At 45.4% G+C, this 23,417-nt stretch carries 31 protein-coding genes; 28 read left to right on the forward strand and 3 right to left on the reverse strand.

The window, feature by feature from the left end; all coding sequences use genetic code 11:
- The first annotated feature begins 44 nt into the window (after positions 1 to 44).
- Positions 45 to 998, forward strand: coding sequence for an N-acetylmuramoyl-L-alanine amidase (locus MHI44_RS18290; protein ID WP_015252290.1), 954 nt, complete (start codon positions 45 to 47; stop codon positions 996 to 998).
- Positions 999 to 1,037: 39 nt separating this feature from the next.
- On the opposite strand, the gene MHI44_RS18295 is transcribed toward MHI44_RS18290, so the two are convergent.
- Positions 1,038 to 1,415, reverse strand: coding sequence for a PH domain-containing protein (locus tag MHI44_RS18295; RefSeq protein ID WP_014479546.1), 378 nt, complete (start codon positions 1,413 to 1,415; stop codon positions 1,038 to 1,040).
- A gap of 105 nt (positions 1,416 to 1,520) precedes the next feature.
- Between MHI44_RS18295 and MHI44_RS18300 the strand changes: the two genes are divergently transcribed.
- Complete coding sequence (locus MHI44_RS18300; RefSeq protein ID WP_015252289.1) at positions 1,521 to 2,123, forward strand: poly-gamma-glutamate hydrolase family protein; 603 nt, start codon at positions 1,521 to 1,523, stop codon at positions 2,121 to 2,123.
- Positions 2,124 to 2,199: 76 nt separating this feature from the next.
- Positions 2,200 to 3,036, forward strand: coding sequence for a manganese catalase family protein (locus tag MHI44_RS18305; protein ID WP_003245071.1), 837 nt, complete (start codon positions 2,200 to 2,202; stop codon positions 3,034 to 3,036).
- A gap of 43 nt (positions 3,037 to 3,079) precedes the next feature.
- Here MHI44_RS18305 and MHI44_RS18310 read toward each other — a convergent pair whose 3' ends face one another.
- On the reverse strand, positions 3,080 to 3,676 hold the full coding sequence (locus MHI44_RS18310) for an ImmA/IrrE family metallo-endopeptidase (protein ID WP_015715727.1): 597 nt from the start codon (positions 3,674 to 3,676) through the stop codon (positions 3,080 to 3,082).
- Between the two features lie 162 nt (positions 3,677 to 3,838).
- The gene (xre, locus tag MHI44_RS18315; protein WP_003232719.1) at positions 3,839 to 4,180 is read right to left on the reverse strand and encodes an HTH-type transcriptional regulator Xre; all 342 of its coding nucleotides are present in this window, start codon (positions 4,178 to 4,180) and stop codon (positions 3,839 to 3,841) included.
- A 178-nt stretch (positions 4,181 to 4,358) separates the two neighbouring features.
- On the opposite strand from xre, the gene MHI44_RS18320 reads away from it, so the two are divergent.
- The 25 genes from MHI44_RS18320 to MHI44_RS18440 all read left to right on the forward strand — a co-directional run bounded on the left by MHI44_RS18320 (position 4,359) and on the right by MHI44_RS18440 (position 23,390).
- Entirely contained in the window at positions 4,359 to 4,538 is a 180-nt protein-coding gene (locus MHI44_RS18320) for a hypothetical protein (protein ID WP_015715728.1), read from the forward strand.
- The gene (locus MHI44_RS18325) at positions 4,525 to 5,361 is read left to right on the forward strand and encodes a phage-like element PBSX protein XkdB (RefSeq protein WP_003245799.1); all 837 of its coding nucleotides are present in this window, start codon (positions 4,525 to 4,527) and stop codon (positions 5,359 to 5,361) included. The genes MHI44_RS18320 and MHI44_RS18325 overlap by 14 nt, the downstream gene beginning before the upstream one ends.
- Positions 5,261 to 6,061, forward strand: coding sequence for an ATP-binding protein (locus MHI44_RS18330; RefSeq protein WP_339202515.1), 801 nt, complete (start codon positions 5,261 to 5,263; stop codon positions 6,059 to 6,061). Before MHI44_RS18325 ends, MHI44_RS18330 begins: the two co-directional genes overlap by 101 nt.
- Positions 6,061 to 6,228: a hypothetical protein gene (locus MHI44_RS18335; RefSeq protein ID WP_003245588.1), complete on the forward strand. Its 168-nt coding sequence runs from the start codon at positions 6,061 to 6,063 to the stop codon at positions 6,226 to 6,228. The genes MHI44_RS18330 and MHI44_RS18335 overlap by 1 nt, the downstream gene beginning before the upstream one ends.
- An 84-nt stretch (positions 6,229 to 6,312) precedes the next feature.
- On the forward strand, positions 6,313 to 6,663 hold the full coding sequence (gene xkdD / locus MHI44_RS18340; protein WP_015252286.1) for a phage-like element PBSX protein XkdD: 351 nt from the start codon (positions 6,313 to 6,315) through the stop codon (positions 6,661 to 6,663).
- A complete protein-coding gene (gene xtrA, locus MHI44_RS18345; RefSeq protein WP_339202516.1) occupies positions 6,660 to 6,866 on the forward strand; it encodes a phage-like element PBSX protein XtrA in 207 nt (68 codons plus the stop codon). The genes xkdD and xtrA overlap by 4 nt, the downstream gene beginning before the upstream one ends.
- A gap of 115 nt (positions 6,867 to 6,981) precedes the next feature.
- A complete protein-coding gene (locus MHI44_RS18350) occupies positions 6,982 to 7,491 on the forward strand; it encodes a sigma-70 family RNA polymerase sigma factor (protein ID WP_015715732.1) in 510 nt (169 codons plus the stop codon).
- A gap of 116 nt (positions 7,492 to 7,607) precedes the next feature.
- Positions 7,608 to 8,405: a phage terminase small subunit gene (gene xtmA / locus MHI44_RS18355; protein WP_015252283.1), complete on the forward strand. Its 798-nt coding sequence runs from the start codon at positions 7,608 to 7,610 to the stop codon at positions 8,403 to 8,405.
- The gene (locus MHI44_RS18360; RefSeq protein WP_339202517.1) at positions 8,402 to 9,703 is read left to right on the forward strand and encodes a PBSX family phage terminase large subunit; all 1,302 of its coding nucleotides are present in this window, start codon (positions 8,402 to 8,404) and stop codon (positions 9,701 to 9,703) included. Before xtmA ends, MHI44_RS18360 begins: the two co-directional genes overlap by 4 nt.
- 3 nt (positions 9,704 to 9,706) lie before the next feature.
- Positions 9,707 to 11,194 (forward strand): phage portal protein, encoded by a 1,488-nt coding sequence (locus MHI44_RS18365; RefSeq protein WP_003232695.1) that lies wholly within the window; start codon positions 9,707 to 9,709, stop codon positions 11,192 to 11,194.
- Positions 11,195 to 11,213: 19 nt separating this feature from the next.
- Positions 11,214 to 12,041, forward strand: a complete 828-nt coding sequence (locus MHI44_RS18370) for an XkdF-like putative serine protease domain-containing protein (protein ID WP_003245836.1) — start codon at positions 11,214 to 11,216, stop codon at positions 12,039 to 12,041.
- A gap of 25 nt (positions 12,042 to 12,066) precedes the next feature.
- Positions 12,067 to 13,002, forward strand: a complete 936-nt coding sequence (locus MHI44_RS18375; protein ID WP_003232690.1) for a phage major capsid protein — start codon at positions 12,067 to 12,069, stop codon at positions 13,000 to 13,002.
- Between the two features lie 21 nt (positions 13,003 to 13,023).
- The gene (locus MHI44_RS18380; RefSeq protein ID WP_021479474.1) at positions 13,024 to 13,407 is read left to right on the forward strand and encodes a DUF3199 family protein; all 384 of its coding nucleotides are present in this window, start codon (positions 13,024 to 13,026) and stop codon (positions 13,405 to 13,407) included.
- Complete coding sequence (locus MHI44_RS18385; RefSeq protein ID WP_339202518.1) at positions 13,404 to 13,760, forward strand: YqbH/XkdH family protein; 357 nt, start codon at positions 13,404 to 13,406, stop codon at positions 13,758 to 13,760. Before MHI44_RS18380 ends, MHI44_RS18385 begins: the two co-directional genes overlap by 4 nt.
- Positions 13,757 to 14,242, forward strand: a complete 486-nt coding sequence (locus MHI44_RS18390) for an HK97 gp10 family phage protein (protein ID WP_129133955.1) — start codon at positions 13,757 to 13,759, stop codon at positions 14,240 to 14,242. Before MHI44_RS18385 ends, MHI44_RS18390 begins: the two co-directional genes overlap by 4 nt.
- 12 nt (positions 14,243 to 14,254) lie before the next feature.
- Positions 14,255 to 14,695 carry a phage-like element PBSX protein XkdJ gene (locus MHI44_RS18395; protein WP_003232680.1) on the forward strand — a complete coding sequence of 147 codons (441 nt, stop codon included), beginning with the start codon at positions 14,255 to 14,257 and terminating at the stop codon, positions 14,693 to 14,695.
- A gap of 3 nt (positions 14,696 to 14,698) precedes the next feature.
- A complete protein-coding gene (locus MHI44_RS18400) occupies positions 14,699 to 14,917 on the forward strand; it encodes a hypothetical protein (protein WP_003232679.1) in 219 nt (72 codons plus the stop codon).
- The gene (locus tag MHI44_RS18405; protein WP_339202519.1) at positions 14,914 to 16,314 is read left to right on the forward strand and encodes a phage tail sheath family protein; all 1,401 of its coding nucleotides are present in this window, start codon (positions 14,914 to 14,916) and stop codon (positions 16,312 to 16,314) included. Before MHI44_RS18400 ends, MHI44_RS18405 begins: the two co-directional genes overlap by 4 nt.
- A gap of 1 nt (position 16,315) precedes the next feature.
- Positions 16,316 to 16,759: a phage tail tube protein gene (locus tag MHI44_RS18410; protein WP_003232677.1), complete on the forward strand. Its 444-nt coding sequence runs from the start codon at positions 16,316 to 16,318 to the stop codon at positions 16,757 to 16,759.
- Positions 16,760 to 16,850: 91 nt separating this feature from the next.
- Positions 16,851 to 17,297 (forward strand): phage-like element PBSX protein XkdN, encoded by a 447-nt coding sequence (locus MHI44_RS18415; RefSeq protein ID WP_003232676.1) that lies wholly within the window; start codon positions 16,851 to 16,853, stop codon positions 17,295 to 17,297.
- Positions 17,298 to 17,326: 29 nt separating this feature from the next.
- A complete protein-coding gene (locus MHI44_RS18420; protein WP_003239113.1) occupies positions 17,327 to 17,476 on the forward strand; it encodes a hypothetical protein in 150 nt (49 codons plus the stop codon).
- A 1-nt stretch (position 17,477) separates the two neighbouring features.
- On the forward strand, positions 17,478 to 21,479 hold the full coding sequence (locus tag MHI44_RS18425; protein WP_339203582.1) for a transglycosylase SLT domain-containing protein: 4,002 nt from the start codon (positions 17,478 to 17,480) through the stop codon (positions 21,477 to 21,479).
- Positions 21,472 to 22,131 carry a LysM peptidoglycan-binding domain-containing protein gene (locus tag MHI44_RS18430; protein ID WP_003232674.1) on the forward strand — a complete coding sequence of 220 codons (660 nt, stop codon included), beginning with the start codon at positions 21,472 to 21,474 and terminating at the stop codon, positions 22,129 to 22,131. The genes MHI44_RS18425 and MHI44_RS18430 overlap by 8 nt, the downstream gene beginning before the upstream one ends.
- A 15-nt stretch (positions 22,132 to 22,146) precedes the next feature.
- Positions 22,147 to 23,124: a phage-like element PBSX protein XkdQ gene (locus MHI44_RS18435; protein WP_042974276.1), complete on the forward strand. Its 978-nt coding sequence runs from the start codon at positions 22,147 to 22,149 to the stop codon at positions 23,122 to 23,124.
- On the forward strand, positions 23,124 to 23,390 hold the full coding sequence (locus MHI44_RS18440) for a DUF2577 family protein (RefSeq protein WP_003244812.1): 267 nt from the start codon (positions 23,124 to 23,126) through the stop codon (positions 23,388 to 23,390). The genes MHI44_RS18435 and MHI44_RS18440 overlap by 1 nt, the downstream gene beginning before the upstream one ends.
- Positions 23,391 to 23,417 lie beyond the last annotated feature (27 nt).

Here is a 23,417-nt window from a genome sequence, read left to right on the forward strand (position 1 = left end):
ACGAATGCCACCTATTTATGAAAAAAGAAAAGGAGAGATGATAGGTGAGCATTCCAGTAAAGAAAAATTTGGTTTCTGAGGCGAAATACGCGTTGAAGTGTCCTAATGCAATGTCCGCTGAATACATTACCATTCACAACACGGCAAACGATGCATCAGCGGCCAATGAAATCAGCTATATGATCGGGAACACAAGCTCGACAAGCTTTCATTTTGCGGTCGATGATCAAGAGGTGATTCAAGGTCTGCCGCTTAACCGAAACGCCTGGCACACAGGTGACGGCACAAACGGTCCGGGAAACCGCAAATCAATCGGTGTTGAGATTTGCTACAGCAAATCGGGAGGCCCGAAGTATGAGGCAGCTGAAGCCTTGGCGATTTCATTTGTAGCACAGCTTTTGAAGGAGCGCGGCTGGGGCATCGATCGGGTGAGAAAGCACCAGGACTGGAACGGAAAGTATTGCCCGCACCGCATTTTATCAGAGGGGCGCTGGGATCAAGTGAAGGCGGCAATTGAAAAGGAATTAAACGGGGGCGTATCAGCTAAAAAAGCTGCAGTCTCTTCTTCAGCGTCTGAATATCATGTGAAAAAAGGCGACACATTGTCAGGGATTGCCGCATCACACGGAGTCAGTGTGAAAACGCTGCAAAGCATCAATCATATCACTGACCCGAATTACATTAAAGTCGGACAAGTGATCAAACTGCCTCAGACGGCATCTGCTTCTAAAAGCCATGCCGCATCCTCATATCCGCTCCCATCCGGCGTGATCAAAGTGACAAGCCCGCTGACGAAAGGGACAAAAGTAAAGCAGGTGCAGACCGCTTTAGCCGCTCTTTATTTTTATCCTGATAAAGGAGCGAAAAATCACGGCGTTGACGGCGTTTATGGCCCGAAAACAGCAAATGCAGTGAAACGTTTTCAGTCTGTCAGCGGTTTAACGGCTGATGGGATTTACGGTCCGAAAACGAAAGCGAAGCTGGAGGAAAAGCTGTAAATGAAAAGACGGAAGCTGTGAAGCTTCCGTCTTTTTGCCTTACATACAAACTGCGGCAAGCACCTTTTGAATATCATAAATGCTCTCATCTTTTTTAAACTGCTTTGAGACGGCAGGGAGCTCTGCGCCGGAAATCCAAATTTTCAGCTCTGAATCGAGGTCAAAGCGGCCGGCCGTTTCCACGCTGAATCTGGAAATGCTTTTGTACGGAATCGATTGAAACTCCGTTTTCTTGCCTGTGATCCCCTGCTTGTCCACAAGAATAAGCCGCTTGTCAGTGAAGACAATCAAATCGCGAACCAGCTTAAACGCGGCTTCAACCTTCTCACCCTCAAGTAAAATATGAGCAAGCTCTTCTTTTACAGCAGCCGTTGACAGTGTTGACGCATTGCCGAGTAATCCATCAATAAACCCCATCATATACCTCCTCTGCGTATTCTATCAAATCATACTATAAAAAAGGTTTTCATTCATAGATGAGTAGAGTAAACTGGTGCTGACTGGTAAAGGGGGGCGTTCAAGATGGAAGATATGTATGACAGCTTTGCGGCCCTTTCTGCTTCTGAGTCGGAGTACCGGATTATTTATGAGGAGAAAAACGGAAGTGAGCTTATCGTCCTCGGTCCTCACGGCGGCAGAATTGAGCCTGGCGTCAGTGAACTGGTGCGGGCATTTTCGGATCGATGTTCCATCTATTTGTTTGAGGGTCTAAAGCAGCGAAACAACCGTTCCTTGCATCTCACTAGCATTCGTTTTGATGAGCCGCTGGCTTTAGAAAAAGTGAATGACCACCATTACGCATTAGCGTTTCACGGGTATTATGATCCGAAAATCCCGCATACATTGGTCGGCGGGGCGGATCGTAAAAAAGCCAAGCTCATTTGTGAGCGTCTGAATGAAGCGGGTTTTAGCGCCGAGCTCACTAATGAGAAAGACCGCCTGGCAGGTGTACACCCAAACAATATTGTCAATCGGACGAAAAGAGAAATGGGACTGCAATTGGAGGTAAGCACGGCACAGCGAAATGCGCTATTCCGCAATTTTGGGTGCCGTGATAAAAGCTACATACAAAACGATTTGTTTGATCGATATGTGGAAGCCGTCAAGCTTGGCTTTTATAAATAAAACTAGACGGGACCTGCACGGTTGGCCTATTCCTTCATACGCTGGGGTTGTGCGAAAGTGTGGGGAGGAATGATTCATGTTTTATCATATAAAAGAGCTTCAATATCAAGCAAAGCCAGCTCATCCCGATCCGGTTTATGCGAAAAAACTTCAAGAGGTGCTCGGCGGCCAATTCGGTGAAATTAGCGTCATGATGCAGTATTTGTTTCAAGGGTTTAACTGCAGGGCGGATGCTAAGTATAAAGATTTGTTATATGATGTGGGGACCGAAGAGATTGGGCACGTAGAAATGCTGGCAACGATGATTTCCAGGCTTCTGGACAATGCACCCGCGGATGTACAGGAGGATGCTTATAAAAGCAATCCCGCTATTGCAGCAGTCATGTCAGGGATGAACCCTCAGCACGCGATTGTGTCCGGATTGGGGGCGATGGCATCAGATAGTGAGGGCTATCCGTGGAATGCAAAATACATTATCTCAAGCGGAAACCTGCTGGCCGATTTTCGCGCTAACTTAAATGCGGAGGCCCAAGGACGCCTTCAGGTGACACGGCTTTATGCCATGACCGATGATCCAGGGGTAAGAGATATGCTGTCATTTTTGATTGCAAGGGATACCTATCATCAAAATATGTGGTACGCGGCCATTAAAGAGCTGGAGGAGAGAGAACGGGATATTGTCGTCCCGACGACGTTTCCGCGTGAGCTCGAAAAGCAGGAAGTCTCCTATGACCTGTTTAACTTTTCCAGGGGGGATGAAAGCTCACAAGGAAGATGGGCACATGGGGAAGCCTTTGACGGCCGGGGTGAATTCAGGTATATCCCGGCTCCGATTGCGTTCGCATCTGCGCCTCATCTTAAACCGGCGCCCATGTGGCTGCATAATACAGTTCCCCCAATGTCGAAATGTTAGGTTCTCTTCTGGGCTGAGGAATATATCCTCAGCCCGTATTTGATCAGATGTTTTTGCCAATATGATATAACGCTTTTTCCTCAGCGACCTGCAAGTGCTGCTGATCGCCTTCCTCGTACGCATGTGGCCGCTTGTGAGATAATAAATAAGCGAGCCGCTTCTGAAATTGAATACCTGCTTTACGCCGTTCAAACATGTCAAGCCTTTTATCAGCAAATTCCTTTGTTACCCGGAATACCGCCGCAATTGTGGCGAGTGCCTGGCTTCTCCATTGCGGCAGTTCCATCTGCAACAGCATAAAGGTTGGCACACAGAAGTGGTACATAAATTGATTTGCCTGAAATTCCTGAAGCTCTCTGAAGAGCTTGTTCATCTGAAAATGATTGCCTGCATGCTTTAACACGTGGCACAGCTCATGGCCAAAATCCTCCCATTGCTCTTCCCGTGACTTTTTTTGGTTTAATACGATACTGTACATGCCGTCGTATTTCACCATCATGCTCCCCATATCCTCAAAGTGCACCCAAATATCCAGATCCTTTGCGATTTTCAGCATGTCAATGTGATGAGGGGATGTGATGCCCAGCCGGCCGTATAAATTTTTAACGTATTCCTCCAGATGTGATAAGTAATCGCCCAATTGAATACTCCCTTTCGAACATTTGTTCTGTTTTTAGCGAGAAAGAAAAGCCCGTATAGGACTGGGAAGTAGTGTAGAAATCTTTCCCTTTTCTTTAAAAAATAAACATTTTTTTCTTTATATCGGTCTACTTTTTATATGTTTTAGAGAACAGAGAACGATTTATTTATTTTTCGGTTTGCGGTTTTTCTCTTTTTCTTTTAAATAGTTGATAAATTCGATGGCCTGCTGTTTGCTTTCTGGGGAAAAATCCTGCATATCGCGGTATGCAAGCTGCAGGTCCGGATCTGAGAACATATCGTCATCGGATTTTTTGTCTTTCCCCGTTAATAAGTAATCAGTCGTTACTTGAAAGTAATCAGCCAGCTTTTGGAGTGTGTCGTAATCAGGTTCGCTTCGCCCATTTTCATAGTGGGAATATCGTGCCCGTGACACACCGATGTGTGATGCGATTTCTTCCTGTGTCCTTTTCCCTCTGAGACTCTTCAATCTGCCGCCTATCATACTATGACCTCTCTTTTTTAAACTCCCTAAGTTACTTATGATTATAGATACAATATGTATCAAAATAAAGTTATGATAAAAAAAGTATCAAAAATAACTTGATGATACAGAACGTATCGTTTATACTTGGTAACAGCTGATACAAAATGTATCAAAAAAAGATCAGGAGAGTGATCACATGTATCCGATCCAAATCGTTTTTAGTGAAAATCCCATAGATCAGCGCCATCTCGGACAATCCGGCGGCACCATTTCGTTTACCGCATGCGGCCTTCCGGTGTTTCACTTTGAAACGCAGGAACAGTTTCAAGCATACATGATGTTAAAAGGAGAAGCGGCGTCCAATGAAAAACGATAAAAGCTATCCTTTTCCGACGTATTCAGGGTTATTGAATTCAGAACATTATGACAAAATTGGCCCGGCGCTATGGCTGTTTCTCTGGTTTATCAGCTCAACAACAAAAGAAATCGAAAAAGACGGCGTAAGCTGGGGCATCGTACTCGGCCATAAGCCGTTAAAAGCGAGAGAAATGGCGGCAGTCTTCGGCGTAAGTGAAAAAACCGTCAGAAGATGGCTGGAGCTTCTCGAAAACCATGATTACATAAAGGCCGTCCGTGCGCCATACGGACTGATGATTTCGGTCAAGCATTCCAAAAAATTCAGCTTCAGATCGGACAATACTGTACACGGGAGTCTAAAAGAACGGCCATTTTCGCCGCAGACACCGGACACAAACGACCGTACAGATATAGATAAAACAAACAAATATACTGCTGCTGATGATGCAGTGGATCACATTGCGAAGCGGTTTACACAATTACGGTCGGCTCAAGAAGGACGCACCGTGTATCCTTCCTCAAGAGATTATCAAGCCATCGCCCGCATTGTTGCCATCGGCGTTCCTGTCACGCAAACAATCAAATGGCTTGAAGAATGCTTTCAGGCTTTTGAAAACCGGCGGACCGCCGCTTCAGAAACAATCAAGGCCTTTCGCTACTGCTCGAAATTCATTGAAGACCGATTTTTCGCGCAGCAAGCCAAAAAGAATGCCGCAATTCAGCATGAGAGGATGAAAAAACATGACAAAACGAACAATCGAACAGATTTTGGACGAGCTGAGAAGAGGGAGACGTCCATTACTGGCGGACAAACCGGCCGAATCAGACGCAAGCAGGTATGATTGCCTGCGCTGCAAGGATCAGGGAGGTTATCTCGTCAGGCAGAATGGCCTGGAAGTCTGGACGATGTGCAGCTGCATGGCAGAACGAAAAGTGAAGCGGCTGCTGGGTGCAAGTGAGATTACCCACGCTTTCAGACAGCTCGGCTTCAAGGAATTCCGCACGGAGGGAAAGCCGCAGGCTATAAAAGACGCATTTGAGTGTACAAAAGAGTATGTTGCCGATTATGAACAAATCAAGGATTGCCGAAAAAACAGCATTGCCCTTTTAGGACAGCCTGGATCAGGGAAAACACACCTTTTGACTGCCGCTGCCAACGAATTAATGAGAACATGCTATGTGCCTGTCATTTATTTTCCGTTCGTGGAAGGCTTTACTGATCTGAAAAATGATTTTGCCCTATTAGAAGCGAAGCTGAACCGGATGAAGCAGGCGGATGTGCTGTTCATTGATGATCTGTTTAAACCGGTTAACGGCAAACCCCGCGCTACAGATTGGCAATTAGAGCAAATGTATTCGGTACTCAATTATCGCTACTTAAATCATAAACCGATTTTGCTTTCGAGCGAGCTGACAATTGAAGCACTTGTACGGGTTGATGAAGCGCTCGGCACGAGAATCTATGAGATGTGCAGTGACTATCTAGTGATTATCAAAGGAGCAGCCAACGAGCTTAACCATAGATTGGAGGGCGTCAGATAATGTGCAAGCTTTGTCAAACAAAGAAAGTCATTGTGGAACATACCGGTATTGGAGTCGTTTTTCATCCATGTCCGAACTGCCGGTCCGGCACTGACTTAACGCCTGTCATTCAAAAGCTGGAGCAAATGCTGACAGCGGGAAAAGCGAGGCTGAATATCTATGATTAAACAGCTGACTGCACTAATCGCTTTGCTGTTTCGGGCAAAGCGAACAGAAAAAAACATTGAACAATGGTATAAGGACGACGGGAAGTGAAAGTGTTGGCAAAAACAAAACAGGCAGAGAAAAGCCCTGCGCCGTGGCGTGCTGTCCCGTGCGGGGATACGAAACCGATCTATATTTATTCAGCTTACAGTGAAGAAGAAAAAGAAAGATTCCCATATTCAAATGGACGGCTGATTGCAGCTGTATTTGACCTCAGCTCGTATTCGCAAAAAAGCAATGCCGCTTTGATGGCAGCAGCGCCTGAATTGCTGGAAGCGTCTAAAGCAGCACTTGATTTTCTGAAAGGGAATTCTATTCATTCAAAGGAGCGCATCATTCAGCTATTAGAAAAAGCTGAAGCAAGCGCTGCACCGAAAAGGGGAGGAAATAAAACATGATTCATCCTAAAAAACTGCTGCATATTGATTCCATCACGCTGGAGAGCCAGCTGGAGAACGGGAAAATCCGTGTCATTATTGTGGACGGCATCAGGCAAGAAGCATGGATCACAGAAGCGCCCGAGCATGGAAAAACGCTTGTCGAAACAAGAAAGGGCGATCTTGCCCGTGTGGAATTTGAAATCGGCTACAAATTAAATTAAAGCGAAAACAGAATACGTCCAAGACGGAAAGCCTGCGGACACTGATCAATTGCACAGCATTTGTGCGTTGATTGGTGTCCGTTTTTTATTTGCCAAAAATGAGGAGGATCATAGAATGCAAGACTTACTATTTGAATATAAACGCACGCTCAAACAAACAAGAATACAATATAAACCGCTCGCTGAGGCAGATGAATCCGTGCTCTCAGCTGAAGAGCTGAAGGATAAAAAAATCATCAGAAATATGATTACTGATCTTGAATATGTAACAGAATGGCTTGAAAAAGGAAGGCAGCCCGGCATCAGACGGGCGATTGACCGGCGTGATGCTTACCAGCGGCTGATGATCAAGGACCCGAGAATCATCGAATCATTTTCCAGCGCTATGATGTTTGAGCCGGACGGACAGGTATCAGAAGAAGACAGAGATAGAATTCGAGAAGCATTAGCCCTGTTAACGGACAGAGAAAAGGAAATGTTTTTGCTGCATAAGGTAGAATGTTTTTCTTATGAACGGATCGCCGATCTTCTCGGCGTAAAAAAATCGACAGTGCAAACGACGATTAAACGGGCGAGTTTAAAGATGCAAAGACAGCAGGAAGACATGAATCGATCACTTGCCTGAAAGCTTGTCATACGTTTGCCACCTATAAGTGAATAGAGCATGACACATAAGCGGCTGGTTGATCAGCCGCTTTTATGAATAAACAACCATGCTGGAGGTGGCGGTGATGCCGTAGCATGAAAACACAACAGCGCGAACAAGCATTAGCAATCTATCAACAACATCAAGGAAAGATCACAAATCGGGCGATTGCGGACACAATCGGTGTTTCCCCGAAAACAATCGGCATCTGGAAAAAACAAGACAAATGGAAAGAGGCGCTGTTTTCTGCGTCCAAAAACGAACAAAAACAGCGCCCTATAAACAACGATGAATTAAATGAACGCCAGCGGCTGTTTTGCCTGTATTACGTCAAAAGCTTCAATGCCACACAGTCAGCAATCAAAGCGGGCTATTCTCCGGACAGCGCTCATGTGACGGGCAGCCGGCTCTTAAAAAACGAAAAGGTCGCTGCTGAAATTAGACGCATTAAAAAAGAAATGGTCAATGAGATGTTTATTGAAGCGATGGATGTGCTGCAGGTTTATATCAAGATCGCGTTTGCGGATATTACGGACTATGTGACCTTCGGAAAAAAAGAGGTCCAGGCTGTCGGGAAATCGGGTCCGCTGTTTGATGAAGATGATAATCCGATTATGAAGGAAATCAGCTTTGTCGATGTCAAAGACTCCGGGCTCGTTGATGGCACCATTGTAACGGAAGCAAAGCTTGGGAAAGAAGGCATTGCCATCAAGCTTGCAGATAAAATGAAGGCGCTTGAGAAGCTATCCTTATATTTTGATTTGTTTCCAGATCAATTTAAACAAAAAATTGAAAATGAGAAGTTGAAGCTTGCCAAACAAAAAGCGGAGAAAACAGATGACAGCCAAGAGCCGATTGAAATTATGATCAAACGAAAAGAGGGCAAGTCATGATTGTAAAAGAAATCAACCCTCATTTCGAAGATTACGTGTTCAATTGGAAGCAGACGTACCAATTTCTCGTCGGCGGCTACGGCTCATCCAAAAGCTATCATACCGCATTGAAAATCGTGCTAAAGCTGCTGAAGGAAAAACGGACGGCCCTTGTGATCCGGGAGGTGTTCGATACCCATCGGGATTCGACCTTCGCCTTGTTTCAAGAGGTGATCGAAGAGCTCGGTCTCACAAAGGCTGTGGCATCTCTTTCTTCCCCGCTGCAGCTGCGATTTCACAATGGCAGCCGGATCATGTTCAAAGGAATGGACAATCCGGCAAAATTAAAATCGGTTCATAATATTTCATTAATATGGATTGAAGAGTGCTCAGAGGTGAAGTATGAGGGGTTCAAGGAATTAATCGGACGTCTTCGCCATCCTGAGCTGAAGCTTCATATGATCTGTACCACCAATCCCGTCGGCACCTCCAATTGGACGTACAGGCATTTTTTTCGGGACGAACGCAATAAACGGTTTGTGCTGGATGACAGCGAACTTTACGAAAAGCGGACAATTGTGAAGGGAGATACGTATTACCATCATTCCACCGCTAACGACAATCTTTTTCTCCCAGAAAGCTATGTGAAACAGCTTGACGGGCTCAAAGAATATGATCCCGACCTGTACCGGATTGCCCGCAAAGGAAGATTCGGCGTCAACGGGATCAGGGTGCTGCCGCAGTTCGAGGTACTCCCGCATGATCAAGTAAAAAAATGTATCGCAGCCATCAGCAAGCCAATCTTTCGTACAGGCATGGATTTTGGATTCGAGGAATCCTATAATGCCGTCGTCCGGCTTGCTGTAGATCCTGAAAAAAAATACCTCTACATTTATTGGGAGTATTATCAAAATAAAATGACAGATGATAGGACGGCTGAGGAGCTGCGTGAGTTTATTGAGACACAGGAATTGATCAAAGCCGACTCGGCTGAGCCGAAAAGCATCCAATATTTCCGCCAGCAGGGCTTTCGGATGGTTGGAGCCAGTAAGTTTCCCGGCTCCAGGCTTCAATATACCAAAAAGGTAAAACGGTTCAAAAAAATCTTCTGTTCGGACCGCTGTGAAAATGTCATCTATGAGCTCAAGACACTTACGTATGCCAAAGATAAAAACGGAGCTCTGATTGAGGATGAATTCACGATTGACCCGCATACGCTTTCTGCCATTTGGTATGCGCTTGATGATTATGAGGTTGCTGATATGAAAGAGACAGCAAACAAACGAATCCGGCCGAACCGAGAAAGGAGGAGGTCATAAATCATGCACAATCAAACAGTCAGAGCAACTGTATTTAAAGCCAATGCCGCGGCTCCTCAGACAAAGCAAATCTATGAGGATGACTTTTCTGAGCTGTACGGAGAGGACATTATCGCTCCGCCCTACAATATCATCGAGCTCAAAACCATTGCCGAATACTCGACTATTCTTCAGCAATGCATTGATGCGTACAGAGTGAATATTACAGGCTTTGGATTCGATGTTGAGTACACATTTGATGTCAACGCAAGTGATGTCGATCAGGCAAAAAAGAAAAGAGCGGAAAAAGACTGGGCCAGACTCGAAGCCTTTTATAAATGTCTTCACTTTGATGAATCAGCTGAAATGATTTTAGGCTATGCCATCGAAGACAGAGAAAAAACAGGCAACGGATTTATGGAAGTGCTTCGCGACGGGGCGGGAAAACCTGCCGGCATCGAATATTTAGATGTGAAATATATGCGTGTATGCGGAGCAGGCGAGCCTGTAGAGGTTTCATTTGTATATGAAGAAAACGGGAAAATGAAAAGGATCAAAAGGCAAAAACGCTTCCGAAAATATGTGCAGATGATCAATGGAAAGAAAGTATTTTTTAAAGAATACGGCGATCCGCGAAAAATGGATATGCGCACAGGTGAATATGTAAACACATTGGCAGAGAAGTATCAAGCAAATGAAGCCATTCACCTCAAAATCGGAAGCGGCGTATACGGTGTACCCCGCTGGATCGGCAATATTGTCAATTTATACGGGGCCCGAAAAGCAGAAGAGCTCAATTTTATGTATTTTAAGCAGGGGCGTCACGTCCCCGCTGCGATTACAGTGGAAAACGGGATGCTGTCTGAAGCTTCTTACCGGGAGCTGCAGGAATACATGAATGATCTTGAAGGCGTGGAAAACGCCCATAAATTTCTCCTGATCGAAGCGGAAGGAATCGCAAAAGAAAAGGATCTCCACGGAGGCGAGGATATTACGCCGGTTTCCGTGGAAATCAAATCCTTGGCGGAAATTCTCCAAAACGACGCCTTGTTTCTTGAATACGATGAAAAAAGCAGAAATAAGCTGCGTTCCGCGTTCCGTCTCCCGCCGCTGTATACAGGCGAGGCCCAGGAATACAACCGGGCGACAGCTGATACTGCTAGAAAAATTACGGAGGAGCAGGTTTTTCAGCCGGAGCGAAAAACGCTCGTGAATAAACTGAACACGCTGCTTTTGCCGGAGCTGAATATCCATGACGTCAGGCTGACATTAAAAGGACCGGACTTTCGTGATCCGCTTGAGATTGCGAAGGTGCTCGGTCCTTTTATTACAGCAGGAGCGGTCTCGCCGAATGATTTACGCGACCTTGCCGGACGGGTGCTTGGCAAAACACTTGAGGAGTGGCCTGAGGACATTTATAAACGGCCTGCAGGACAGGATGCGGAAAAGACAAACCTGACTGCGCTCATGCAGGAGTTGAAAGAAAGCATCGAAGATATCAAAACGTCCTGAAGGGAGGTGAATCAAGCAGGTGGCGCGAGAATTAAGAAATGCCAAAATCAGCTTTGTCAGTTATGTAGACAAGGCGGCTAACCAGACAGAATTTTTCTTTACGAAGTCAGCCGAACCTCCGTCATTTGAAAAAAAGGTTCGGCTGTTTACAAAAAGTGAGCAGGATGAACAAAAGCTCGTGTACGGAATCGTGTATGAGCCTGATGTTCCTGATGCCCACGGCGATTTTATGACCGCCGAGGAAATTGAAAAAGCGGCGCACGGTTTTCTCGCGGAGGCACGGGAGATTGATATCAATCACAGCTTTGAGGGCGGAACCGGCGTCGTGGTCGAGTCCTATGTGGCGCCCGATGATTTTATGATCGGGTCAAAGCGGATTACAAAGGGCTCATGGGTGCTCGTGACAAGAGCGTCAGACGAGGTGTGGGAACAGATCAAGGCTGGAATCATCACTGGCTACAGCATGGCGGGCACTGCAGATGTATATGAGGAAGAACCGGTTGAAAAAGCGGGATTCTTCAGTGTATTCAAGCAAATGCTTGCTGACAAAACAGGGAAGGAGACTGAAGAAATGAGAAAAGAAGACATGAAAGAATCATTCGAGCATGCGCTTTACCCTCTGCTCAAACGGCTTGAGCGGATTGAAAAAAACACAGACACGGAGGAAAAGCCGGAGCAGACGGGTGATGACGAGCGTCTGAAAAAGCTCGTTGAAGACATGCTTGCCCCGCTGATCGAACGCATCGAGGCTTTGGAAAAAGCGCGAGGCGCGTCTAAGCAGACAGCGGACGATACGGGCGGCAATACAGAGCAAGTCAAAAAATCAATCTGGAGCGGACTGCTGTAAAACCAGTCAAGGAGGAGGAAATCAATTGAGAAATCAAGAGATCATTCGGAAAGCGGAAATGTCGCTTTCTGCTTTAAAAAGCGGCGGGCTTATGAACCCTGCGCAAGCATCGGCTTTTATCCGCATGGTGCAAAACACGCCGACCATTTTCAGTGAATCCCGCGTGATTCAAATGGAAAACGATTCGCAAAAATTTGAAAAAATCGGCTTCGGCCAGCGTATTCTGCGGGCTGCGCAAGAAGGAAAAGCACTGTCAAACGACGAGCTGACAGTTCCAACGACAAGCACGGTCCAGCTGAACACGAAGGAAGTCATTGCGGAAATTAACATTACGTATGACACACTTGAAAACAATATTGAAAAAGACGGCCTGCAGCAGACGATCATGCAAATTTTAGCAGAGCGCGCAGCAGTTGATATTGAAGAGCTGATCGTTAACGGTGATACAGCATCAGCTGATCCGTATCTGGCACAGCTGGACGGCATCCGCAAACAGGCGGTTTCCCATATCGTTGACATGAACGGTGAAGAATTGTCCAGAGCGACATTCAAGAAAGGCTTAAAGGCAGTTCCGCCGAAATATTTGCGCATCCCTCAGGAATTCAGATTCTATACGTCTCACGGCTTAGAAGTTGAATGGAAGGACCGCGTGGCAGACCGCCAGACAAACCTTGGGGACCAGGCTGTTCAGGGCGGCTTGTCAACAGCATTCGGCGTACCGGTCAAAGGGGTATCCAATATTCAGCCGTACACAGTCGGTGAGGGAGACGCGCAATATGACGCTTCTGATATCATTCTCACACATCCGAAAAATATCATTCTCGGCTTCTCCCGCAATATCCGAATTGAGGTCGACAAAGACATCCGCTCCCGTAAATTCATTATTGTCTTAACGGCCAAGCTGGACAGCAAGTTCGAGGAAGAGGATGCCTGCGCGAAATTAATTAACGTAAAAGAATAATAGAAACGAGGTGGTCAGCTCATGCTCATTGAACCGACTGACGTAGCCTCCTATTCGGTTTATGATCGGGTGAAAAACAGGCCGGAAGAGCTGCTGGCGCAGGATATCATCGAGGCGGAAGCAGAAGCGGCTCTCATCACGGGCCACCGCTTTGAAGACAGCTTGTATGATCCGCTGCCCGGTAAGGTGAAGCTGGCTTTAGTAAAGCTTGCCCAGTATTTTGCGCTTGTCAACAGCGATGAATCTGCCTCATCGAGCTATCAGTCTGAGAAAATGGGGGATTATTCCTACACGGTTTCCGGAGAAGGCGGGATTCAGCGGCCTGAGGTGTATCATTTGCTCGAGGAGTTTATCAAGCCGGGCTACGTCCCTGAATCCTCCAGACTGAAGGTGAGATCTTTATGAGCTATCAGCAGATGCTCATTCACCGTTGCGACATTTATCATGAAGCAGCGCAAGCGCCGTCTGCAGGCCGATTTGGGATTCCGGCAGACAGGCTGCAGCCGGTGATTTCATATCCAGAGACACCCGATGAACAAGATGTCCCTTGTTATTTTACCGAAAAAACGCAGCAGCTGATTCAGGAGGATCCGGATCAAACTGTATATCATAGCTTTCTCGTCCATTTTCCGTTGTCAGCGGACATCCGCGTGAACGATAAAATCATTTGGGAGAATCATAAATATATACTAAAGCTGCCGAAAAGGATCAGACATCATCATTGGGAGGTCATCGCAGTCAGGGATGAAAGCCTATGAAAATAGCGGGATTGAAACAGCTGAACACGGCGTTAAGAGAAGCGGCTTCAGGCGGTTTTTCCAGACAGGCGTCCCGGTGGCTTGAGGAGTGCGGGCAAGATTTTCTGGAGATCGTCCAATCTGAACTCATCAGTACACAAACGATTGATACAGAAAAACTGCTCAGTTCCTTTGAGAAAGGCGCAGAGGACAATCTCTGGATTGTGCAAAGCGGCGGGCTTTCGCTTGAGGTGGGGACACAGCTTGATTACGCCTCATTTCTTAATGACGGCCATTGGACATCAAAACAAGATGTGAGATGGGTGCCGGGGCGTTTTCAAGGCTCACGGTTTATTTATGATCCAGCGGCTTCAACGGGAATGGCGCTCAAGAGAAAATGGATACCGGGCACGGGCTACTGGGATCATGCACTGCTTTTATATGAACAGCTGTTTGAAAAATCGCTGGAAAGCAAACTGCGCCAGTGGCTGAAGAAGCTGTAAAGGAGGAGCAGGATGAACAGTGAAACAGGATCGATCATGGCGTTTTTGTACAGCCGGTGGTCTGTTCCCATTTATGAACGCGAGCTTCCTGATCACTTTCAGGTGCCGTCGTTATATGTCCCGCCACCATCTGTTTTCGAGGAAACAGATACGGTCTCCACATTTAAAAAAACCTACAGTCTCAATGTAAAACTGTTTCATCTGGACTCCGTTCAGGCGCTGGATGAAGCGGACAGGCTCGCGGATGCCATCAGAGAAGCGAGAAATATGATTCCGCTGCTGAGTGAATCCGGCGAGAAGACGGGGGATATGGTTCGCATCTCCCAAATCGAGACAAGGGTAGGGGACAGGGGCGAGGCGGCCATGGTTATCAGGTGGAGCAGCCGATATTATTATCACAAAACAGAACAGCCTGTCTTACAGGATATCGACATGAACAGCGGGGTGAAATAAACGGTGTCAAAGGACAAACAACAGAAGAAGGCTGTACATACAAAGAGCCGGGAAGCTCTATTTGATACAGCGGATTTGATTAAGCACGCGAAGGAACTGTTCGGCGTTAAGCCGGATATTCTTCAGGGGGCTTTATTTGGCGTGGATCAACCACGTATGACGAAATCAGAAGCCAACCAATTGATTCAAACATTTCTAACCAAGGAGGTCATGTCATCATGAATGGCGGAACATTTACAACAGGCAAAGAAAAAGAACGTGCAGGCATTTATTTTAACTTTAAAACGACGGCACAGGAGCGGGTATCACTCAGTGAACGGGGAACAGTTGCACTTCCGGTCGCATCAAGCTGGGGCGAAGCGAAAACGTTCGTCTCCATTTCCAGCGTTGAAGACCTAAACAAAAAAGTGGGCATCAGCATTGATGACCCGTCTCTATTGCTGCTGCGTGAAGCGAAGAAAAATGCGAAAACGGTATTGATGTACCGTCTAACCGAAGGTGTCCGAGCGTCTGCTGATATTGCTGAAGGCGTCAAAGCAACTGCAGTATATGGCGGAACAAAAGGTAATGACATTATCATCCGCATCAATCAAAATGTGCTGGATGCTAATTCTTTCGATGTGACAACATATATGGACGAATCAGAGGTTGATAAACAGACTGTCAAAAAGGCTGAAGAATTAACAGCTAACGGCTATGTCACTTTTACCGGAACAGGCGATCTTTCTTCAACGATTCCTCTCACTGGATCAGAAGGAGACACTGCAGCTGAGACGCTGAATGCATCCGCGGGAATCCGTTTATCTGGCGGTACGGATAAAGCCCCTGTTAACTCCGACTATACAGATTTCTTAGCCGCGGCTGAAACGGAGAGCTTTGATGTGATTGCGCTGCCTGTTGCAGAAGGTGACCAGTTGAAGGCGACGTTTGCTGCTTTCATTAAACGCCTTCGCGACGGCCAAGGACAAAAAGTGCAAGGCGTCACAGCCAATTATGCCGGTGATTATGAAGGCATCATCAACGTAACCGAGGGTGTGCTGCTTGAAGATGGCACGGAAGTTACACCCGACAAAGCAACAGCTTGGGTAGCTGGAGCGAGTGCAGGAGCAACCTTTAACCAATCACTTACATTTGTAGAGTACGAAGGCGCAGTTGATGTGTTACACCGCCTCGACCACGATACGATTGTTGAACGTCTGGGCAAAGGTGAATTTTTATTCACATTCGACGCCCGTGATAAATCCGTCAGCGTAGAAAAGGACATTAACTCACTCGTGACGTTCACAGCTGAGAAAAACAAGAAATTTGCGAAGAACAAAATCGTTCGTGTCCTGGATGCTGTGAATAATGATTTAACACGCGAGCTGAAAGCCTTAATTAAATCAAGAAAAGGCAGCGGAAGCGATATCCCGGCATCTGAAGACGGACTGCAGTATGTAAAAACGATGATCACGCAATACATGACAACGCTTCAGGATGCAGGCGGCATCACTGGCTTTGATTCCGATGAAGATATCACAATTTCAATGAATGAAGATCGTGACGGCTTCTTGATTGACCTGGCTGTTCAGCCTGTCGACGCAGCAGAAAAATTCTACTTTAATGTGGAGGTAAACTAATATGGCATTAAAAGCACAAAACACAATCTCAGGAAAAGAAGGCCGCTTATTTCTCGATGGTGAGGAAATGGCGCACATCAAAACATTCGAAGCAAACGTTGAGAAAAACAAATCTGAAGTCAACATTATGGGCCGCCGCATGACAGGCCATAAGACAACAGGGGCAAATGGAACAGGGACCGCAACGTTCTATAAAGTTACATCAAAATTCGTGCTATTGATGATGGACTATGTCAAAAAAGGCAGCGACCCTTACTTCACGCTCCAAGCTGTGCTGGATGATCAATCCTCCGGCCGGGGCACAGAGCGAGTCACACTGTACGACGTCAACTTTGACTCTGCGAAAATCGCAAGCCTTGATGTCGATTCAGAAGCGTTAGAGGAAGAAGTTCCATTTACATTCGAAGACTTCGACGTCCCTGAAAAGCTGTCTGACACGTTTTAATCAAAGCTGAATCAAGCCCATACGCAGACCTTTCTCAGAAAGGTCTGTTTTTAAAAGATGAAACCAAACAATAGACAAGGGAGTTTTTTACATGAGCGAGAAGAACGAAAACGTATATGATCTTTCCTTTTTTATGCCGGGAAAAACAATTGAAGCTGAGGAAATCAAAGTGCCGATCTCAAAGCGTTTTGTTGATAAAAAAGGGAATGTCATTCCGTTTATTTTAAAACCAATTACTACTGAACGGATTGATGAATTAGAGAAAGAAAACACCACATTTAAAAATGTGAAAGGCCGCGGCCGCGTCAAAGATTTAGACTCCCAGCGCTTTTATGCGAGAATTGCCATCGAATCTACTATTTATCCTGATTTTCGTTCAAAAGATTTAAGGGAAGCATACAAAACTGCGGATCCGGTAGAAGTTGCCAAACGTGTATTATCTGTTGGGGGAGAGTATGCGAACTGGCTGAATAAAGCAATTGAAATCAATGGTTTTGAAGATGATCTTGAAGATCTAGAAGAAGAAGCAAAAAACTAGTAAAGGATGGCGATAAGGAAGCTGTGTATTTGTACTATGCAATGCATGAGCTTCATTACTCGCCATCCCAACTTCTTGAATTATATGAAGCACCAAAACATTTTAAAGCTCTTTTATTTGGGTTGATAGGTTATAAGCTAGATCTATTAGAAAAAGAATCAAGGAGAGGAGGGAACTAATATCGCAAAATTAACAGCCCGTTTTGATCTCGAAGACAAGGTATCTAAAAAACTAAAACGGATACATAAAGGATTCCAAGAGGTCGAAAAAAAAGTCAAAACCATTAATCGGCAAATCAAAATCAGTATCAGAGCGGAAGATCAGGCATTTTACCGGCTGAGAAAAATAAACGACTATATCATTTTGAAATTCGCGAAATCGCTTGAAATTAAAGTTGTACTTGATGACCAAGTCACTTCAAAGCTTGATGCAATTGAAAGAAAACTTAAACGGCTGCCGAAAGAAACGAAGCTGACTGTCTCTTTGGTAGACCGGACAGCAGCTGCGTATAAAAAAATAAAGAAGATGCTATCTAATCAAAAGCTATCATTCCTTTTGATTCCAGATGACAAGGTTACTTCTACAGTTAAAAGGATTATCGGTTATATTAAGAAAAATTTGAAAAACGGATACACAGTAAAACTAAAGGTCATCGATGAAATCACCAAAACAGTTAATCGATTAACAGCACTTTTAAGGAAATTTGAAAAAACCTATTATGTAAAAGTGGTTGTTAAGACAAAAATATCAGACAAAATCAATAAAAAAGAAAGCCCGATTAACAAAGAAACTTCTAAGAAAGAATCAGACAAATCCTCAGATAAAGGCTCTGATAAAAGCTCAGATCAAAAACCTGGATGGGTCGGAAAAATAAAAGGCTGGCTGAAGGATTGGTGGACAAAATCAGCTTGGCCTTGGATTAAAGATACACTCAATGAAATAGGCAAAGCTTTTTTGGATCGTTTCAAAGAGAGATTGATAGAAAAGCTGAAAAATGATGTGTTTGATAAGATCATTGATAAAATTCTAGGACCACAAAAAAAGGACGATTCTGGTGAAAATTCTGACACAGATAAAAAAGTCCTTAACCGTAATACAGGAGGAAATTGTTGCTGTGACTGCTGTGAAGGCGGCGGCCTCAATCCGAGCACTAAAAATAAAAAAACCTATAGAAAAAAGAAAAGTCCCACAAAGGCTCCAAACAGAACACTCAAGGTTCCTGGAGAGGTGATAAGAAGACGCCAAAGCGGCACACCTGCTGAAAGTGCACCTAGGACCTCGGGTTCCAAGTTAAAGAACTGGCTTGGAGGGTTAAAATCGCTAGGGAAAGATTCATCCAAACTAGGTAAAGCGTTCAGAGGAATGGGAAAGGCTGTTCCATACGTAGGATCTGCTTTAGCAGTATTTGATTTAGCTGGAATCAATAAAGATAATGCTGGCGAAAAGGTTGGTTCAATTGGAGGACGTATTGCCGGAGCGGAAGCTGGTGCAACAGCCGGAGCGGAAGCTGGTGCAACGATTGGATCTTTCGTTGGTCCGGAAGGTACAGCAATCGGCGGCGCAATCGGCGGAATTGGCGGCGGGTTAGTAGGCGGAATCGGCGGCGAAGAAGCAGGTAAGAACATTGGTAAGATGTTTGATACTTCAAAGTTAAAGGAGAGCATAAGCAATTCACTATTTAACAAAGAGTGGTGGAGTGGAAAATGGAACTCCATTTCTGATACTGCCAATGGGGCTATTACTTGGATTGAAGATACATGGAGTAAAGTTTCAACTTGGTTTGACCAGTATGTGTTTACACCTATATATAATGTTGCTGTACCTGTAATTAATTTTATAGTAGGATTGTTTGCCTATGCATGGGATGGCATATTGGCAGTATGGAACATTGTCTACCCGTGGTTTAAGGATAACGTGTGGGATCCAATAAGCGGAGCAGTTACTAATGTTGCTACAACGATATGGACTGGATTGTGCAACGCCTGGACGGTTATTTCAGGCATATGGTCTACTGTTTCAACATGGTTTATGGACAATGTGTGGAATCCTGTAAGTGAAGCCGTAACCACTGCGGCAACATGGATTTGGAGTAAGATCAATGATGCATGGACAATAATTTCCAATATTTGGACAGGGGTATCGAATTGGTTTTATGATAATGTATGGAACCCGATCGTCAAAAAAGTAGAAGATATTAAAACTTCAATAAAAGAAAAATTCGATGATGCAAGGAAATTTTTTGAGGATGCATGGGATGGAATTGAAACTTGGTTTAATGAACATGTGAAAGATCCATTGGTTAAAGTATCAGAGAAAATTGCTGAGAAATTTCAATGGCTATTCGATTTAAAAGATTCAGTTGGTGGTTTCGTTGCAAAAGTAATACACAGGGGGGAAGAAGTTACTCACCTCAAGAAAAAACCAATCAAAAAGGATTCGAAAGAGAAAAAAACTAGTTCCAAACCAACTACTAATAACATTTTTGCTCAATCTCCATCAAATAATAATATGACTGTTTTTCAACAAGCACTAGATCAGAACGCCACAGGCGGCTACATCACCAAACCAACCATCTCGTGGATCGGTGAAGCCGGCAAGGAATTCGTTATCCCGGTTGATAACAACCGAGGCCGGGGGAAGATGCTTCTTTCACAAGCGGCGTCTAAGCTGGGTATGCAAGTTGTAGACGACATGGGCGCAGCTTCGTCTTCTGGCGGAAGTCCAGCATCTGTTTCAGGAGGAGCAGCTGTCAGTCCTCTATCAGGCACAGCCTCCCCAGTAATGAACACTGCAAATCTTACAGGCCAAGCGTCCACACTCGGACAGCAATTTTCAGAAGGCTTTGGTAAAGGCATCAGCGATCAGCCGGTCAAAATGGAAGACTGGAAAAAGAAAAACATCAATACACCATTTACACAAATGATTTCTGCTTCACCAAATTACGGTAAACAAATGGTAAGTGGGTATGCCAAGGGCCAAAGCGGCACTGCAACCGGAACAGACGGCTTTTTGCAATCAAAAGTTAAAACGCCGTTCCAAGCCACTGTGAGCAAATCGTCTTCATGGGGCACAGGAACGGTCAAAGGCTTTGCGCAAGGACAAAATTCAACCCAAACAGGGACTGCACAGTATGTGAGTACACATGTTGACAAACCGTTCCTGCGTTCAAAAGACACATCGAACAGCTGGGGCTCCGGTTTGATTGGAAACTTTGTGACAGGCATGAATTCTAAATCCAGTGAAGTAAAACAAGCAGCAAAGGATATGGCCAAGAGAGTGGAGCAGGCTTTCCGTGAAGAATTAGATATCCATTCACCTTCTCGAGTCATGATGAGCTTGGGGCGTTTTGCCTCTGTCGGTGTTGTAAAAGGACTGGATTCTGTCGATGTGAAAAAATACGCAGAAAAACAAGCCGGTTCATTGGCAGCTGCTTATTCCGGAATGGGTGCAGTAGGGGGAAATGTGAAACAGTGGCTTATGGCAGCAATGATGGCCACAAAGACACCATTGAGCTGGCTCTCGGGATTAATGACGATTGCACAGTATGAATCAGGGGGCAACCCGAACTCTATTAACCTGTGGGATAGCAACGCGAAGGCGGGAAATCCATCACAAGGACTCATGCAGACAGTTCCAACCACATTTAATGCTCATAAAGCACCGGGCATGGGTAACATTAGAAATCCGATTCACAACGCTGCTGCCGCGATCGGCTATATCAAAAGCAGATACGGCTCAATTGATAATGTACCTGGCATTAAAAGCCTGAAACGTGGCGGTCCTTATGTCGGTTATGCAAACGGCGGGCTGATCACGAAAGAACAAATTGCCCGTGTCGGTGAAGGAAACAAGCGGGAATGGATCATCCCAGAGGAACGGGGCATCCGCGGCCGCTACCTCCTTCAGAGAGCTGCGCAAGCTCTGGGAATGGAAGTGACAGATCCGTCTCAATCCCAGCAGTCTGAGCTTTCTTCAGGACAAGTTTCAGCAGTTACATCCGGTACACGGCAAACGATACAAACAGCCGGAACGAAAGAAATAAAGATTGAGTTTAACGGTGACCAGCACTTCCATAATGGACAGGACGCTGAAAGCCTAGCGGCGAAGATCAAGCAGGCGCTTATAGATGAACTGCAAAAGGATATCAATATTGGAACGAAGGGAGTCGTTGCATTTGACTAAATCCGTATATGAATTTTGGATTTCACAAGGGAAGGACAAGCTGCGGCTCCCCGTTCTTCCCGACCAGCTGAGTATTTCAAATACAGTTCAGAATGAGACGGTTAAAGTAGCCAAGTTCGGTGACCTTACATTTATTGACGAGCAGGGAGCGAAAGAAATTTCGTTCTCTTCTTTTTTTCCGAAGAAATACAGTCCGATAGCAGAATATCAAAACTTCCCGTCGCCGGAAAATGCGATAACAAAAATTGAAAAATGGATGAAGGCCAAAAAACCGGTTCAGTTTTTGATTACGGGAACTAAAGTGAATTTAACATGCAGTATTGAAGGTTTTTCCTATAGCGAAGGCCAGCAGGATATAGGTGATCGTTCCTTTGATATTCAATTAAAAGAATACAAAACCGCTTCCCCGCGGAAAATCAAGCAGAAGAAAAAAACAAAGGCAAAACGTCCGTCGAAGGCTGCGCCGAAGACGTACACAGTCAAAAAGGGAGACACGCTATGGGACATTGCAGGCAGATTTTACGGGAACAGCACCCAATGGCGCAAAATTTGGAACGCCAATAAAACAGCAATGATCAAACGAAGCAAACGGAACATCAGGCAGCCGGGCCACTGGATTTTTCCCGGCCAAAAATTAAAGATACCGCAATGAAACAGGTGATGTATGATGATAGAACTGTTCGTCATTAAAGACACAGAGTGGCTTGAGCTGGTTGCAGAAAGCGTATCGCTTGAAGGCCATCGTTATCAGGCGCCGCGCTCCATTGAAGCAACCATCGTCACCAAGCAGGGCGACCAGACGTATTACAGTGTCTCAGAAGGAGATACGGTCTTGTTTAAATGGAAGGGAAAAGAGCTGTTTCGGGGCATTGTTTTTGCAAGAACCCCGGACGAGCATACGCTTGCCTTCAGCGCTTATGACATGCTGCAGTACCTGGTCAAAAACCAGGATATGTACGTGTTTTCCAATCAGCGGGCCGACCAGATCATCAGAAGGATTGCTAGTGACTTCCAGATACCGACAACCTCGATCGCGAACACAGGCCATACGATCAAAAGTCTTGTCATTAAAAATGATACGACATTGTATGACATCATATTAAAAGCGCTGAAACAGACGAAAAGCCAGACAGGACGACATTACCAGCTGTATTCGGAAAAAGGAAAGCTCGGTCTGCGCGCTTGGCCAGATCCGTCAGAGGTATGGGTGCTTGAAACGGGCGTCAATATCACAGGCTACCAATACAGCACTTCTATAAACGACACTGCTACTCGGGTGGTGCTTCGCCGGCAACAGGACAATAAGACATATAAAGCCTCTGCTAAGGACAGTTCAGGCTTAAATAAATACGGTGTGCTTCAATATACGGAAACGGTCACAGATGACATCAACCAGGCACAGCTTCAGCAGCGGGCAGATGTACGTCTTGCTGAAAAAAAGGGCGTGAAAAAAGAACTGAAAAATATTCAGGCAGTGGGCATCCCAGAAGTGCAGAGCGGCTTGCCTGTCTATATTTCGATTCCGGAGGCCGGCATCAAGAAAACCTATTGGGTAGATACGGACCGGCATGAATTTAAAGGAACGAAACATACGATGACGATCGATGTTGTCGAAAAGAATACGATGCCGGAAGGAGTTTCCTGATGAGATTAAGTGAGGCTATAAAACATTTGGCAGTCGGCGCAGTTGACGCTGAGTCTCCGGTAGAACTGCTCCCGGCTGAAGTTGTTTCGGTTTCTCCTGTGGAAATCAAATTAAAAGAAAACAGCAAACTGATCATACCGGAAGACGCCATCATTATCCCAAAACGAATGCAGTCCGGAGGAGACGATGCACTCGAGCCGGGGGATCGCCTCATGACCGCGGCTCTGACTGGCGGGCAATCGTTTTTTATTTTAGATAAGGTATAGACAAACCGCTTCAGTACGAAGGGGTTT

This window comes from Bacillus sp. FSL K6-1366 (assembly GCF_037976695.1).
GTDB lineage: Bacteria > Bacillota > Bacilli > Bacillales > Bacillaceae > Bacillus > Bacillus subtilis.

Excerpts from the sequence above, each read along its gene's own strand:
- MHI44_RS18295 (WP_014479546.1), bottom strand. The coding sequence starts at position 1,415 with ATGGGGTTTATTGATGGATTACTCGGCAATGCGTCAACACTGTCAACG.
- MHI44_RS18300 (WP_015252289.1), top strand. The coding sequence starts at position 1,521 with ATGGAAGATATGTATGACAGCTTTGCGGCCCTTTCTGCTTCTGAGTCG.
- MHI44_RS18305 (WP_003245071.1), top strand. The coding sequence starts at position 2,200 with ATGTTTTATCATATAAAAGAGCTTCAATATCAAGCAAAGCCAGCTCAT.
- xre (WP_003232719.1), bottom strand. The coding sequence starts at position 4,180 with ATGATAGGCGGCAGATTGAAGAGTCTCAGAGGGAAAAGGACACAGGAA.
- MHI44_RS18320 (WP_015715728.1), top strand. The coding sequence starts at position 4,359 with ATGTATCCGATCCAAATCGTTTTTAGTGAAAATCCCATAGATCAGCGC.
- MHI44_RS18325 (WP_003245799.1), top strand. The coding sequence starts at position 4,525 with ATGAAAAACGATAAAAGCTATCCTTTTCCGACGTATTCAGGGTTATTG.
- MHI44_RS18330 (WP_339202515.1), top strand. The coding sequence starts at position 5,261 with ATGACAAAACGAACAATCGAACAGATTTTGGACGAGCTGAGAAGAGGG.
- MHI44_RS18335 (WP_003245588.1), top strand. The coding sequence starts at position 6,061 with ATGTGCAAGCTTTGTCAAACAAAGAAAGTCATTGTGGAACATACCGGT.
- xtrA (WP_339202516.1), top strand. The coding sequence starts at position 6,660 with ATGATTCATCCTAAAAAACTGCTGCATATTGATTCCATCACGCTGGAG.
- MHI44_RS18350 (WP_015715732.1), top strand. The coding sequence starts at position 6,982 with ATGCAAGACTTACTATTTGAATATAAACGCACGCTCAAACAAACAAGA.
- xtmA (WP_015252283.1), top strand. The coding sequence starts at position 7,608 with ATGAAAACACAACAGCGCGAACAAGCATTAGCAATCTATCAACAACAT.
- MHI44_RS18360 (WP_339202517.1), top strand. The coding sequence starts at position 8,402 with ATGATTGTAAAAGAAATCAACCCTCATTTCGAAGATTACGTGTTCAAT.
- MHI44_RS18365 (WP_003232695.1), top strand. The coding sequence starts at position 9,707 with ATGCACAATCAAACAGTCAGAGCAACTGTATTTAAAGCCAATGCCGCG.
- MHI44_RS18380 (WP_021479474.1), top strand. The coding sequence starts at position 13,024 with ATGCTCATTGAACCGACTGACGTAGCCTCCTATTCGGTTTATGATCGG.
- MHI44_RS18385 (WP_339202518.1), top strand. The coding sequence starts at position 13,404 with ATGAGCTATCAGCAGATGCTCATTCACCGTTGCGACATTTATCATGAA.
- MHI44_RS18390 (WP_129133955.1), top strand. The coding sequence starts at position 13,757 with ATGAAAATAGCGGGATTGAAACAGCTGAACACGGCGTTAAGAGAAGCG.
- MHI44_RS18395 (WP_003232680.1), top strand. The coding sequence starts at position 14,255 with ATGAACAGTGAAACAGGATCGATCATGGCGTTTTTGTACAGCCGGTGG.
- MHI44_RS18405 (WP_339202519.1), top strand. The coding sequence starts at position 14,914 with ATGAATGGCGGAACATTTACAACAGGCAAAGAAAAAGAACGTGCAGGC.
- MHI44_RS18410 (WP_003232677.1), top strand. The coding sequence starts at position 16,316 with ATGGCATTAAAAGCACAAAACACAATCTCAGGAAAAGAAGGCCGCTTA.
- MHI44_RS18415 (WP_003232676.1), top strand. The coding sequence starts at position 16,851 with ATGAGCGAGAAGAACGAAAACGTATATGATCTTTCCTTTTTTATGCCG.
- MHI44_RS18435 (WP_042974276.1), top strand. The coding sequence starts at position 22,147 with ATGATAGAACTGTTCGTCATTAAAGACACAGAGTGGCTTGAGCTGGTT.
- MHI44_RS18440 (WP_003244812.1), top strand. The coding sequence starts at position 23,124 with ATGAGATTAAGTGAGGCTATAAAACATTTGGCAGTCGGCGCAGTTGAC.